The following is a 14061-nucleotide window of genomic DNA, read 5'->3' as shown; positions in this document are numbered from 1 at the left end:
AAAGCTTGGCTGCAAATCCTATTCAGGCCTGCGTGATCACGGTTCCATTCCAGCCTTGATTTTGCGATAGGCAGGCTGAGCGGCAGGGGGCGTCCTGCCGATTCCAACCCCTTTTAGTGGAAGGTCGCCCGTGGCGTTTCGCGACGGCCCTTTTGAAAACATCAAGGTGCCGCTGGCGTGGACCGCCGCGGTCGTCGTCGTCGTGGCTGTCATCGGTGCGGTCGTCCTGTTGCTTGGCGATCGGACCACGTCCGAGGGCGGCTCGACCATGGGCGTGGCGCGCGGCGGTTTCGAAGCGGCGGCCGGGCCGGTCGGCGGGGTTTTCGCCGCGCCGGTGCGTTGGGCCGGGGCCGCGCGCGACTATGTCGGCGGCTATTTCTTCGCGATCGGCGAGAACCGCCGTCTGAAGGCCGAGATCGCCGAACTGCGCGGCTGGCGCGACGAAGCGATCGCCCAAAAGAACATCAACGGCCGCTATGAGGCCCTGCTGGGTCTGCGCACCGAACCGCCGGTGCCCATGGCCACGGGGCGGGCCATCTCGGAAACACGCGGTCCCTTCTCCAATGCCAAGTTGATCGACGTCGGTTCGGCCAAGGGCGTGCGGATCGGCAATCCGGTCGTGACGGAACATGGACTGGTCGGTCGGGTGACGGGCGTGACGGGCGGCGTCAGCCGTGTCGTGCTGCTGACGGATGTGGCGTCGCGCACGCCGGTGATGATCGAGCGCACCGATGCGCGCGCCATGCTGACCGGAGACGGCGGCGACAGCCCGCGTCTGGAGTTCATTCGCGGATCCGGTTCGATCAAGGCGGGTGACCGTATTCTGAGTTCGGGTGACGGCGGCGGGCTGCCGCGCGGACTGCCGGTCGGCGTGGCCGCCAAGGGCGTGGACGGCGCCTGGCGGGTCAAACTGTTCAGCGACCACGGGGCGATCGACTATGTCCGCGTCCTGCTGTTCCAGAGCTTTGGACAGTTGGTCAGCCCGAATGCGCTGAATGCGCCGCCGCTCGCAGGCCTGGCGACGGCGCCGGAGCCGAGCGCCGCCGAGGTCGGAGCGATCCGTGACGCTGCCGCCCGTCGTGCGACGGCGCAGCAGGCCCAGGCCGAACGGGCGCGTGCTGCGGCGGCGACGCCAGCGCCAACGCCTGCGCCCGCCGCTGCGCCGACTGCGGCCCGTCCGGCCGTGACGTCTCCGAGGCCTGCGGCTTCGGCCCCGTCGCCTGCGCCGGTTGCGCCAAGCCCTGCGCCGACACCCGCCCCGGGAGGCGCCGCGTGAGACGGCCCGTCGCGGTTCGCGTTGTCGGACCTCTTCAGTGGATCGTCTATCCGGCCCTGCTCGTCCTCGCCGCGACGGTCATTCTGGGAACGCCGCTGCAACTGTTCGGTCTGCATCTGCCCGAGCCGGTCATTCCGATGATCCTGGCTTTCGCCTGGCCCTTGATCCGGCCGTCGATGCTGGCGCCGGCGGTCTTGTTTTTGATCGGCCTGTTCCTGGATCTGTTCTGGAATACGCCGCTTGGCCTGTGGGCGCTGTGCCTGATGGGCGTCTATGGAACGGTGCTGCTGTCGCGCAATCTGCTGGCGGGGCATGAGGGGCTGATCCGCTTTGGAGCCTACGCCGCCTGCACGCTGGGCGCCTTTTTTCTGGCCTATCTGGTGGTGACGATGCGAGCGGCGAACGCACCGGCGATCCTGCCGATGGTCGGACAGGTCGTGCCGACGCTGCTGCTGTTTCCGATCGCCAACTGGATGCTTGAGCGATTCGACGACGGAGATATTCGGTTCCGATGAGCGGCGAGCCCTCCATCTTCTTTGCCGATGTGAATGAGCGTCAGGGGTCCTTCCTGCGGCGCACCTTCGTGCTGGGCGGGGCGACGGCTCTGGGGATCACCGCGCTGATCGGACGGCTGGGTCAGCTGCAGGTCGTTCAGGCTCAGGAATATGCGACCCTGTCGTCGCAGAACCAGTTCAACTTCCGCATGGTCCCGCCGCCGCGCGGCCTGATCAAGGACCGCAACGGCGTCGTCATCGCCGGCAATCGCCCCAGTTTCCGGGTGCTGGTGGTGCGCGACGAAACCAAGGATCTGGACCAGACGCTGGATCTTCTGGGGCGTGTGCTGCCCGACACGCTGGAGCGGCGGCGCGCCATCATCCGCGACGTGAATGCGGCGTCCAAGTTCAACCCGGTGCCGGTCAAGAGTGACCTGACCTGGGAAGAATTCGCCAAGGTCAATCAGTACGCCAACGAACTGCCCGGCGTGATGGTCGATATGAACGAGGCGCGCTACTACCCCTTCGGCGGAGCATTCGCCCACGTCATCGGCTATGTGGCCAAGGTGTCGGACCGGGACGTCAAGGCGATCCGCGACAAGGGCGAGCAGCCGCCGGCCCTGCTGTTCAATCCCAGCTTCCGCATCGGCCGTCAGGGCGTCGAAAAGGCGCTGGATGCGTCGCTGCGCGGCGAGCCTGGCGGCAACCGGGTCGAGGTGGATGCGCGCGGACGGGTGGTCGCCGAAGACATCGGGGGATCGCGGCCCGCTGTGCCCGGCAAGGAAGTTATCTTGACGCTGGACGCCGACGTTCAGAACCGGGCGCTGGAGGTGTTCGGCGACGAGTCGGGCGCCTGTGTGGTCATGGATGTGCGCAACGGCGACATCCTGTGCATGATGTCTGCGCCGTCGTTCGATCCCAATCTGTTCGTCGGCGGCGTGCCGAGCAAGACCTATCGCGCTTTGGCCGATTATGAGCGCAAGCCGCTGCTGGACAAGACGCTGAACGGCACCTTCCCGCCGGGATCGACCTTCAAGCCGACGACGGCCCTGGCCTTGCTGGAGGCGGGTGTCGATCCGAATCAGACGGTCTTCTGCAGCGGCGCGTATCGCACCGGCAACCGGGTGCAGCGATGCTGGGGGCGGCATGGCACCCAGAACATGCACAATGCGATCAAGAACTCGTGCGACGTCTATTTCTACGCCATGTGCAACCGTGCGGGCGTGGACAATATCCGCAAGGCGGGGCTGGCGCTGGGCTTCGAGCACGAGTTCGACATCGGCGTCGGCAACCAGCGCAAAGGCCTGTTGCCGTCCACGGAATGGAAGGCGCGGACCTTCCCGCGCGATCCGGTCTGGCATCCGGGGGAGACGACCTCGGTCGCCATCGGGCAGGGCGCGATCACGGTGAACGCCCTGCAGCTGGCGGTCATGACCTCGCGGCTGGCGAACGGGAAGAAGCAGCTTCAACCGCGCCTGATCAAGTCCATCGGCGGCGTCGAACAGCCCAGCGGGGCCGAGGCGCCGGACCTGCCGTTCGATCCGGCCCACGTCGAATATGTGCGCCAAGGCATGATCGCCGTGGCCAATGACCGATCCGGCACCGCCTATCGCCAGAGCCAGTTGGGCCTGGGCGACATACAGATGGCCGGCAAGACTGGCACGGCCCAGGTCCGGAACTACGGCTCCGGCTCGCGCAAGAGCAATATCTGGGCGCTGAAGGACCACAACCTGTTCGTGGCCTTCGCTCCGGTGGATGCGCCGCGATATGCGGTCGCCATCATCGTCGAACACGGGGGCAAGGGCGGAGCGACCGCCGGCGCGCCGCGCGCGCGTGAAGTGATGCGCACTGTGCTGCTCAAGGATCCGGACATGCGAGCGCGCATCGAACGGCCGCTGCCGCCCGAACCCACTGGTGACGCCATCGTAGAGGACGGCGTGGTCGGCGCCGCGCCCGAGCCCGATGTTGTGGCCCCGCCGCAGCCGAGCCGCCCCGCGCCGTCTGCGACCAGCGGGCCGCGTCCCTATCTGTCCGAGCCCGGCCGTTGACCGCCTCGGCCCTGTCACGTCCCGGCGAGCGCGAACGCGTCTCGACCAAGCTCGGCCAGATCGACTGGCGGCTGACGGCCTTGCTGTGCGTTGTGTCCGGCACCGGCGCCCTGATGCTGTATTCGGTGGCCGGCGGATCGTGGTCGCCCTGGGCGATGAAGCACCTGATCCGGTTCGGCATGTGTCTGGCGCTGATGCTGATGCTGTCGCTGATCAGCATCCGCTACTGGTTCGCCCTGGCCTATCCCATTTACGGGATGGCGCTGTTCATGCTGGCGCTGGTGGAGACGCCGCTTGGCTATACGGCCTTGGGCGCCACGCGATGGCTGGACCTGGGCTTCACCCGCATTCAGCCGTCCGAGATCATGAAGATCGGCGTCGTGCTGGCCTTGGCGCGTTGGTATCACGGCGCATCGGCCAAGGAGGCGAGTTTCCATTGGAAGCTGATCTTCCCGGTCGGGATCATCGGCTTGCCGTTCTTGCTGGTCGCGCACCAGCCGGACCTGGGATCGGCCATGCTGATCGGTTTGACGGGCGCGGCGATCATGTTCGTCGCCGGACTGAGCTGGCGGATCATCCTGCCGCTGATCATCGCCGCCGCCGTGCTGGTGCCGCCCTATGTGATGTTCGGCATGCATGACTATCAGCGTCACCGGGTGCTGACCTTCCTGAACCCCGAGGCCGACATGTCGGACAAGGGCTATCAGATCGTGCAGTCCAAGATCGCCATGGGTTCCGGCGGGCCGCTGGGGCGCGGGTTCGGCCTGGGCAGCCAGAGCCAGCTGGAGTTCCTGCCCGAACGCCAGACCGACTTCATCTTCGCCGCTTTCGCCGAGGAGTTCGGCTTCGTGGGCACCTTCACGCTTCTGGCCTCCTATGCCGCCATCATCCTGATCTCATTGAGGATCGCCTCGCTGTCGCACAGTCACTTCGGGCGATTGGCGGCGTCGGGCGTGACGGCGACATTCGCGCTCTATGTGCTGATCAACGGGGCGATGGTGATGGGGCTGGCGCCGGTCGTGGGCGTGCCGATGCCGCTCTTGTCCTATGGCGGCACCGTCATGCTGACCGTCATGATCGGTTTCGGTCTGGTGATGGCGACGCGGGTTCACCGCTATGCCGAACTGCCCAAGGGTCACGGCCTGATCTGACGTTACGTCAGCTAAGTGATCGGCATTCAGGTTTCGCTTTCTAAGGCGGGGATTTCCTGGATAAGGTCATTCCCAACGATGTCTCGCATCAGTTTCGACCGATCAGCGACGCACGCCATGGGAGACGAGGAATGACCGATCTGGAGCAATTCCGCGCCGAGACGCGCGCCTGGCTGGAGGCGAACTGCCCGGCCGAATGTCGCGGGCCGATGGCCGACGACGAGATGATCTGGGGCGGGCGAAATCCCACCTTCAAGACCCCGGCGCACAAGCTGTGGCTGGAGCGGATGGGCGCGCGGGGCTGGACGGCGCCGGAATGGCCGGCGGAATACGGCGGAGGCGGCCTCAGTCGCGAGGAGGCCAAGGTGCTGGCCTCCGAACTGCGCCGCATCAAGGCCCAACCGGCCCTGGCCAGTTTCGGCGTCTGGATGCTGGGCCCGGCGCTGCTGGCCTTTGGGACCGAAGAGCAGAAGAAACGCTTCCTGCCGGAGATCGTGCGCGGCGAGATCCGCTGGTGCCAGGGCTATTCCGAGCCGGGCGCGGGGTCGGACCTGGCCTCGATCCAGACGAAGGCAGACGACAAGGGCGACCACTGGATCGTCAACGGCCAGAAAATCTGGACCTCCTACGCCGACAAGGCCGACTGGATCTTCTGCCTGGTGCGCACGGACCCTGAGGCGCCCAAACATCTGGGCATCAGCTTCGTGCTGTTCGACATGAAGACGCCGGGCGTGACGACGCGGCCGATCACCCTGATTTCAGGCAAGTCGCCCTTCTGCGAAACCTTCTTCGACGATGTCCGGGTGGAGAAGGAAAACCTGGTCGGGACGCTGAACCGGGGCTGGGACGTGGCCAAATATCTGCTGGCGCACGAGCGGACCATGATCGGCGCGATGGGCGAGGTCGGCGGCGGGCGGCCTGTGGGGCAGGTGGTGCTGGACGCCATCGGCGCCGATGAGGCGGGGCGGCTGGACGAGCCGATGCTCCGCGCGCGTATCGCGGACCTGGAGATCGACGCCGCCGCCTTCCGTCTGGCGATGGAACGGGTCGGCGATCAGGTGAAGGCCAAACAGGCGCACCCGGCCATCGCCTCCATGCTGAAATACTATGGCTCCGAGCTGAACAAGCGGCGTCATGAACTGCTGATGGCGGCGGGCGGGGCCGATGCGCTGGAATGGGAGGGCGAGCGGTCGCATGACGGCAAGGCGGCGCGCGACTGGCTGCGGACCAAGGCCAACTCCATCGAGGGCGGCACCAGCGAGGTTCAGTTGAACATCATCGCCAAACACCTGCTGCAACTGCCGGGAGCGTGAGACGATGCCGCTGATCCTGACCGAAGAACAGACGATGTTGCAGGACGCCGCCGACGGCTTCCTGATCGAACAGGCGCCGATCGCGCATCTGAGAAAGCTGCGGGACGAGCGGGACGCCGACGGCGTGTCGCGCGACCTGTGGCGGGCCTTTGGCGAGATGGGTTTCGCCGGCGTCATCATCCCCGAGGCGCTGGGCGGCATGGGGCTGGGCGCGGTCGAGGCCGGGGTGATCGCCGAGAGCCTGGGACGCACCCTGACGCCGTCGCCGTATCTCGGCTCGTCGATCCTGTCGGCCAAGGTGCTGATCGACGGCGGATCGCAGGTGCAGCAGGCCTGGCTGCCCAGGATCGCGGCGGGCGAGGCGATCCTGTCGCTGGCGGTGGACGAGGGCGCGAAACACGCGCCGTCGCGGATCACCACGAGGGCCGAGCGGGCGGGCAACGGCTTCAAGCTGAACGGCGCCAAGGCCTTTGTGCTGGACGGCCATGTGGCGGACGCCCTGATCGTGGTCGCCACGGCGGACGAGGGCACGACGCTGTTCCTGGTCGATCCGGCGACGGCGGGCGTCGCGGTCGAGCGCACGGTGATGGTGGACGCGCACAATGCGGCGCGGATCACGCTGAGCGATGTGGCGCTCGACGCCGATGCAGTGATCGGCGCGGTCGGGGATGGGGAGGTGCTGGTGGACGGCGCGCTGAACCTGGGGCGGGCCTGCGCGGCCTCCAGCCTGACGGGCGCCGGCGATCAAGCGTTCAAGACGACGATGGATTACCTGCGGACCCGCAAACAGTTCGGAAAGCTGATCGGCGAGTTCCAGGCGCTGCAACACCGCGCTGCGCATCTGTTCTCGGAGCTGGAGCTTGCGCGCGCGGCGACGATCGGCGCCCAGATCGCCCTCGACGAGGGGCGCGAGGACGCGCCGCTGGCCGCCTCCATCGCCAAGGCCAAGGCCGGGCGGGTCGCCGAGCTGGCGGTGCAGGAGGCGGTCCAGATGCATGGCGGCGTCGGCATGACCGACGAATTCGACGTCGGCCTGTTCATGAAGCGGGTGCGGGTCCTGAACGAACTGCTGGGCGATGCTGGCTTCCACGCCGAACGGGTGGCGCGGGCGCAAGGATTCTAGGGTCGGCGTCTAATCGAAGTCGCTGTCATTCCGGGGCTGAGCGTCCCGAAGAACCCGGAAGCCAGGAGTGCGCATCACGGCTCGTGCCGCGTCAGGCGGCGGCGGTGTCCCCCTGGGTTCCGGGTTCGTCCTGCGGACGCCCCGGAATGACGATGGAAGGGGGCTTCCGACCTAGACCGCCTTTTCGCTCCACAGGTCCAGATCCGCCTCGCGCCCGATCAGCGCCAGGCCGGCCGCGATGGATTCGAACTCGCCGCCCGTCTCGATCCGCTCTGCGCCGAAGCGGTTCTGGAAAAGCGCCCGCACGGCCGGCACGAAGGAGGTGCCTCCGGTCAGGAAGACGCGGTCGATGGCGTCGGGCGCCAGGCCGCTGCGGGCCATCGCCTGATCCACCGCGCCCTCGATGGCGGCCAGTTCCGGCGCGATCCAGCGTTCGAAATCGGCGCGGGCGACCGGCTTTTCGATATGGACGCCGCCGGCCTGGAACAGGAAGGTGGCGGTTTCCTCGGCCGACAAGGCCATCTTCAGCGTTGAGACGGCGCGGTACAGGTCATGGCCATGGTTGTCGTCCAGCACCTCAATCAGGCGCTCGATCTTCTCGGGCTCCAGCGCGGTGCGGGCCAGGGCGCGGATGTCGCGCATGTCGCGTGAGGCGCGCAGCAGGGCCAGCTGATCCCAGCGGGCGAAGGCGGAATAATACCGCTGGGGAATCGGCAGTTGTTTGCCAACGGAGCTGTACAGACCGCCCTTGCCCAATTCGGGCGAGACCAGCTGGTCGATGATCCGGTAGTCGAAGGCGTCGCCCGCCACGCCGACGCCCGAGCGGGCCAGCGGCGTCGACCGCAGGCCGTTGGGCGTATGTTCGAACCGGATGATGGAGAAGTCGCTGGTGCCGCCGCCGAAGTCGGCGACGAGGACCGTCGCGTCCGCCTTCAGTTGGCGCGCGAAATAGAAGGCGGCGCCGACCGGCTCGTGCGCATAGCGGATGTCGGTGAAGCCCAGCCGCTGGAACGCCGTCTGATAGCGCGACAGGGCCAGGGTCTCGTCCGGATTGCCGCCCGCAAAGGTGACGGGACGGCCGACGATGACGGCGGGCGGGGCATCCGTCAGGGCGTCGCCGGCGTGGTGGCGCAGGCGCAGCAGGAAGGCGGCCAGCAGATCCTCAAAGGCGTAGCGCTTGTTGTCGATCCGGGTTTCGGTGAAGGCGGCGCTGGCGGCGAAAGTCTTGAACGACTGGATGAAGCGGGTCTCCAGCGGATCCTCGACATAGGCGGCGATGGCCCAGGGCCCGGCCTCGACAACGCGCTCGGGCGGCTGGCCGTCCACGCCCGGATGGGTCTGGAAGCTGAGCGCCGAGCGGAAGGTCGTCGTTTGAGCCTCGACCGCGTCGAAGGTCACGAGATGGGCGAGGCCGTCCGCATCGGTCAGGGCCACGACCGTATTGGTCGTGCCGAAATCGATCCCGATCGTCATCGGTTTCGTCGCCGTCATGGCAGGGCTCCAGGCAGGGGAGCCGGGTTCCTAACGGCAGACGAGGCAATAGCAAGCCTTATCCAGGACGTGTCATTTCCTGGCGGAAGCTTTTTACGACACCTGGCGCGTCCGAAGACAGGCGGAACTTAACGCTGCCCGCATGTCGGACGGCACTTCCATAAGGTGCTTCACGCGGCTCGCAGGCGCCTGTTCGATGCCCGCACAACCCGCCCCTTATGTTTTCCTTATGCGCCGCACGTGATCCGGAATGGCGCACTTATGCCTCTCGGTGAGCATTTGCCGTCTCCAACAAGTCGGAGGCGATCGGCATGGCCGATGTGATTTTTCTGGCGGTGGGTGCGGGGGGGTTCGCCGTCTTCGCCTTGCTGGCCACAGCTTTGAAACGGGTATGACGATGATCGCCATGCTCTGGGGGGCGGGGGCGCTGGTCGTCGCCGTTTACATGGTCGCGGCGCTGCTGCGGCCCGAGCGGTTCTGAGGAACCGGGACTTAAATCATGAACATTCAAGGATGGGGCGAGATCGCCCTGACCCTTGGGCTGGCCGTAATGCTCGGCTGGCCCATCGGCGTTTATATGTCGCGCGTCTGGAACGGCGAGCGGACCTGGCTCGATCCGGTGCTGAAGCCGGTCGAGGCGGTCTTCTACGGCGCGGCGGGCGTCGATCCAAAACGCAGCCAGGGCTGGCTGGGATACGCCGGCGCCCTTTTGGCCTTCAACCTGGCGGGCTTTGTCCTGCTGTATGCGATCCTGCGTCTGCAGGGCGTGCTGCCGCTGAACGCGCAAGGGTTCGCAGGCGTGTCGCCGCATCTGGCCTTCAACACCGCCGTCAGCTTCGTGACCAACACCAACTGGCAGAGCTATGGCGGGGAGGCGACCCTGTCGACCTTCACCCAGATGGTCGGCCTGACGGTGCAAAACTTCGTTTCGGCGGCGACGGGCGCGACAATCGCGGCGGCCCTGGCGCGCGCTTTTGTGGCCAATCGCGGCGAGGGGGTCGGCAACTTCTGGGCCGATCTGACGCGCACGACCCTGTATGTCCTGCTGCCCGCCGCCCTGATCCTGGCCGTGGCCTTGTCGGGTCTCGGCATCGTTCAGAGCCTGGCGGCCCATGTGACGGCGACCGGCGTCGAGGGCGGATCCCAGACCTTGCCGCTGTTCCCGGCCGCCAGCCAAGTGGCGATCAAACAGCTGGGCATCAACGGCGGCGGCGTCTTCAACGTCAACGGCGCCCATCCGTTCGAGAACCCGAACGCCATCACCAATCTGCTGACCGCCGTGGCGATCAACGTCATGGGCTGGGCGGCCTTCTTCGCCTTCGGCCGCACCGCCATGGCGGGACGCGACATCCGCGCCCTGGCGGCGGCGGCCCTGATCCTGCTGAGCGCCGCCAGCGCGGCCATGTATGTGATCGAGACCCAGCCGGCCCCGGCCCTGGTCGCCGCCCATGTCGACAGTTCGGTCAACATGGAGGGCAAGGAGGTCCGCTTCGGCGCGCCCGCCTCGACCGTCTGGTCCGTGGTCACGACCGGCGCCTCGAACGGCTCGGTCAACTCGATGCACGCCAGCTTCATGCCCTTGGGCGGCGGGTTGCAGATGTTCCTGATGCAGTTGGGTGAAATTCTGCCCGGCGGCGTCGGTTCGGGCATCGCCATCATGGTCGTCATGGCCCTGCTGTCGGTCTTCGTCGCCGGCCTGATGGTCGGGCGCACTCCGGAATATCTGGGCAAGAAGATCGAGGCGCGCGAGATCCAGTTCGCCATGATCGCGGTGCTGATCCTGCCGCTGGCCATCCTTGGCTTCACCGCCGTGTCGGCCGTCTTCCCGACGGCGCTGGCGGGCCTGCTGAACAAGGGGCCGCACGGCCTGTCGGAGATCCTCTACGCCTACACCTCGGCGGCGGCGAACAACGGCTCGGCCTTTGCGGGTCTGACCGCCAACGCCCCCTGGTGGAACACGACCCTGGGGCTGGGCATGCTGTTCGGGCGGTTCATTCCGGCCGTCGCCGTCCTGGCCATCGCCGGCAGTCTGGTGGTCAAGCCCAAGCTGGCGCCCAGCCCCGGCACCCTGCCGACCGACAACGGCCTGTTCATCGGCCTGCTGATCGGCGTGATCCTCATCCTCGGCGGCCTGCAGTTCCTGCCCGCCCTCGCCCTGGGACCGATCGTCGAGCACTTCCAGGTGCTCGCGGCGGTCGCCGGCGCCTGATCCTTCGGACATCCTGACATGACACAAGTAACTCTGGATCCCCGCGAGGGCGGCCGGGCGTCGCCTCTCGCGGGCGGCCTCTCGGGAAAGATGATCGGACGCGCGGTTGGCGACGCCTTCGTCAAGCTGAACCCCGTCAAGCTGATCAACAATCCGGTCATCTTCACCACCTGGATCGTGGCGCTTTTGTCCACGCTTTCGGCGGCCGCGGCCATCGCGAGCGGTCAGTCGGCGGGCTTTGCGGTGCAACTGGCGCTGTGGCTTTGGGCCACGGTCCTGTTCGCCAATGTCGCCGAAAGCATCGCTGAAGGGCGGGGCAAGGCGGCGGCGGACAGCCTGCGCGCGACCCGCGTCACGACCAAGGCCAAGCTGATCGTCGACGCGAAGACCGGCAGCGTGGTCCCGACCAACGCTTCGGAGCTTGAAGTCGGGTCGATCATCCTGGTCGAGGCCGGCGACGTGATCGCCTCGGACGGCGAGATCGTCGAGGGCGTCGCCTCGGTCAACGAGGCCGCCATCACCGGCGAGAGCGCCCCGGTGATCCGCGAAAGCGGCGGCGACCGGTCCGCCGTGACCGGCGGCACCACCGTCGTATCGGACTGGATCAAGGTGCGCATCACCGCCAAGCCCGGCTCGACCTTCCTCGACCGCATGATCGCCATGGTCGAGGGCGCGGACCGCAGGAAGACGCCCAACGAGCTGGCCTTGGCGGTGCTGCTGGCCGGCCTGACCCTGATCTTCCTGATCGCGGTCGTGACCCTGGTGGGTCTGGGCGCCTATTCCGGCGTCGATCTGGATCCGATGGTGCTGGGCGCCCTGTTCATCACCCTGATCCCGACCACGATCGGGGGTCTGCTGTCCGCCGTCGGCATCGCCGGCATGGACCGGTTGCTGAAGGTGAACGTACTGGCCACCTCGGGCCGTGCGGTGGAGGCGGCAGGCGACGTCGACACCCTGCTGCTCGACAAGACCGGCACCATCACCTGCGGCAACCGCATGGCGACCGAGGTCATGCCGGTTCCGGGCGTGCGCCCCGAGGCCGCTTTAGCCGCCGCCGTCATGGCGTCGCTCGCCGACGAGACGCCCGAGGGCCGCTCCATCGTCGAGCTGGGCCGCAACGCCGGTGTCTCGGTCGATCAGCCGGCCGGCGCCGTCGCCATTCCCTTCACCGCCGTCACCCGCCAGTCGGGCCTGGACGTCGGCAAGGACAGCTGGCGCAAGGGCGCGGTCGATGCGGTGCTGAAGGATCTGAACCTGACGGACGGTTCGGCCCCGGCCGAGTTCCGCCAGGCCGTGGACCGGATCGCCCGTTCGGGCGGCACGCCCCTGGCCGTGACCCAGAATGGCGCCCTGGTCGGCGTCATCCACCTGAAGGACGTGGTCAAGCCGGGCGTGAAGGCGCGGTTCGCCGACCTGCGCCGCATGGGCCTGCGCACCGTGATGATCACCGGCGACAATCCTGTGACGGCCGCAGCCATCGCTTCGGAAGCCGGGGTGGACGACTACCTCGCCGAGGCCACGCCCGAGGACAAGATGCGCCTGATCAAGGCCGAACAGGCCAAGGGCCGTCTGGTCGCCATGTGCGGCGACGGGGCCAACGACGCTCCGGCCCTGGCCCAGGCCGATGTCGGCGTCGCCATGCAGACCGGCGCCCAGGCCGCGCGCGAGGCCGGCAACATGGTCGATCTGGACAGCGACCCGACCAAGGTCATCGAGATCGTCGAGGTCGGCAAGCAACTGCTGATTACGCGCGGCGCCCTGACGACCTTCTCGGTCGCCAACGACGTGGCCAAATACTTCGCCATCATCCCGGCGATGTTCGTGGTGGCCCTGCCGTCGCTCGGCGCGCTGAACGTCATGCGTCTGCACAGCCCTGAGAGCGCCATCCTGTCGGCGGTGATCTTCAACGCCCTGGTCATCGTCGCCCTGATCCCGCTGGCGCTGAAGGGCGTTAAATACCGGGCCATCGGCGCCGGCGCGCTTCTGGGTCGCAACCTGCTGATCTACGGCCTGGGCGGCCTGATCGCCCCGTTCGTCGGCATCAAGCTGATCGACCTGCTCATCTCCGGCCTGGGTCTGGCGTGATGCGTCTGGAGGTCTCTCGCATCCTGCAACTCGTCGTGGCGGTGCTGGTCATCGCCGTGATGTGGGGCGTGTCGACGCTGCAGCAGACCGATCCGCGCACGCGCTCCAACCCCATGGCGATTCATCCTGTTCGAATAGAGAAACCCAATGCGTAAATCCTTCTCCAAGGCCTCGGGCCGCAACGACGCCTGGTTCGCCGCCGCCTGTATCGTCGGTCTCGCCGGTCTGGGCCTATGCAGCGAAGCCAAGGCCCAGGACGTGTCGGCTAACGTCGCCGTCACCTCCGATTACGTTTTCCGCGGTGTAAGCCAGACCCAGGAAAACCCCGCCCTTTCGGCCGGCGTCGATCTGACCAAGAACGGCTTCTACGCCGGCGGCTGGGCCTCCAACGTCGATTTCGGCGACGACACGGACGCCGAGGTCGATCTGTATGCCGGCTATCGGCCAGAGGTCGCCGGCTATGCGCTGGACTTCGGGGTGATCGGCTATCTCTACGCCGGTCAGCCCGACGGCGCCGATTATGACTATGTCGAGCTGAAAGCCGCCGCCTCGCGCGCCGTCGGCCCCGCCACCCTGGGCGCCGCCGCCTATTATTCGCCCGACTTCTTCGGCGCGGCCGAGGACGAGGCGACCTATGCCGAGGTTAACGGCGCGGTCAGCCCGGCCGACAAATGGACCGTCTCGGGCGCCGTCGGCCGTCAGTGGGTGTCGTCGGACATGGACTACACCACCTGGAACCTGGGCGCGGCCTATCAGCTGACCGACAATCTGGCGCTGGACCTGCGTTATCACGACACCGATCAACACGACTTCGGCGACATCTACGGCGCACGCGTCGTAGCCACGCTGAAGGCGACCTTCTGAGGCGACG

General features: G+C 67.2%; 12 protein-coding genes. 11 read left to right on the top strand and 1 reads right to left on the bottom strand.

All coding sequences use genetic code 11. The features are described 5' to 3' along the window. The first annotated feature begins 130 nt into the window (after positions 1-130). From mreC to JX001_RS10920, 6 genes are all read left to right on the top strand, one after another. Positions 131-1276: a rod shape-determining protein MreC gene (gene mreC / locus JX001_RS10945; RefSeq protein ID WP_205681085.1), complete on the top strand. Its 1146-nt coding sequence runs from the start codon at positions 131-133 to the stop codon at positions 1274-1276. Then, entirely contained in the window at positions 1273-1791 is a 519-nt protein-coding gene (locus tag JX001_RS10940; RefSeq protein WP_205681084.1) for a hypothetical protein, read from the top strand. Before mreC ends, JX001_RS10940 begins: the two co-directional genes overlap by 4 nt. Further along, positions 1788-3818: a penicillin-binding protein 2 gene (gene mrdA / locus JX001_RS10935; RefSeq protein WP_112861884.1), complete on the top strand. Its 2031-nt coding sequence runs from the start codon at positions 1788-1790 to the stop codon at positions 3816-3818. The genes JX001_RS10940 and mrdA overlap by 4 nt, the downstream gene beginning before the upstream one ends. Next, positions 3815-4969 carry a rod shape-determining protein RodA gene (gene rodA, locus JX001_RS10930; RefSeq protein ID WP_066551392.1) on the top strand — a complete coding sequence of 385 codons (1155 nt, stop codon included), beginning with the start codon at positions 3815-3817 and terminating at the stop codon, positions 4967-4969. Before mrdA ends, rodA begins: the two co-directional genes overlap by 4 nt. Before the next feature lie 131 nt (positions 4970-5100). Continuing rightward, complete coding sequence (locus JX001_RS10925) at positions 5101-6282, top strand: acyl-CoA dehydrogenase family protein (RefSeq protein WP_205681083.1); 1182 nt, start codon at positions 5101-5103, stop codon at positions 6280-6282. A gap of 4 nt (positions 6283-6286) precedes the next feature. Then, a complete protein-coding gene (locus JX001_RS10920; RefSeq protein ID WP_205681082.1) occupies positions 6287-7405 on the top strand; it encodes an acyl-CoA dehydrogenase family protein in 1119 nt (372 codons plus the stop codon). 171 nt (positions 7406-7576) lie between these two features. Here the strand turns inward: JX001_RS10920 and JX001_RS10915 are convergent, their stop codons facing one another. Further along, entirely contained in the window at positions 7577-8896 is a 1320-nt protein-coding gene (locus JX001_RS10915; RefSeq protein WP_205681081.1) for an Hsp70 family protein, read from the bottom strand. A gap of 391 nt (positions 8897-9287) precedes the next feature. On the opposite strand from JX001_RS10915, the gene JX001_RS10910 reads away from it, so the two are divergent. The 5 genes from JX001_RS10910 to JX001_RS10890 are packed head-to-tail and all read left to right on the top strand — an operon-like array spanning position 9288 to position 14054. After that, positions 9288-9377: a potassium-transporting ATPase subunit F gene (locus tag JX001_RS10910; RefSeq protein ID WP_105625212.1), complete on the top strand. Its 90-nt coding sequence runs from the start codon at positions 9288-9290 to the stop codon at positions 9375-9377. Between the two features lie 18 nt (positions 9378-9395). Further along, complete coding sequence (gene kdpA, locus JX001_RS10905) at positions 9396-11105, top strand: potassium-transporting ATPase subunit KdpA (protein WP_205681080.1); 1710 nt, start codon at positions 9396-9398, stop codon at positions 11103-11105. An 18-nt stretch (positions 11106-11123) separates the two neighbouring features. Next, complete coding sequence (kdpB, locus tag JX001_RS10900) at positions 11124-13190, top strand: potassium-transporting ATPase subunit KdpB (protein ID WP_205681079.1); 2067 nt, start codon at positions 11124-11126, stop codon at positions 13188-13190. Next, positions 13187-13345, top strand: coding sequence for a hypothetical protein (locus JX001_RS10895; RefSeq protein ID WP_205681078.1), 159 nt, complete (start codon positions 13187-13189; stop codon positions 13343-13345). Before kdpB ends, JX001_RS10895 begins: the two co-directional genes overlap by 4 nt. Further along, the gene (locus JX001_RS10890; RefSeq protein WP_205681077.1) at positions 13338-14054 is read left to right on the top strand and encodes a TorF family putative porin; all 717 of its coding nucleotides are present in this window, start codon (positions 13338-13340) and stop codon (positions 14052-14054) included. Before JX001_RS10895 ends, JX001_RS10890 begins: the two co-directional genes overlap by 8 nt. Positions 14055-14061: the final 7 nt, after the last annotated feature.

The organism is Brevundimonas fontaquae, assembly GCF_017086445.1.
Lineage (GTDB): Bacteria > Pseudomonadota > Alphaproteobacteria > Caulobacterales > Caulobacteraceae > Brevundimonas > Brevundimonas fontaquae.
This window is presented reverse-complemented; position numbering and strand designations above follow the sequence as displayed.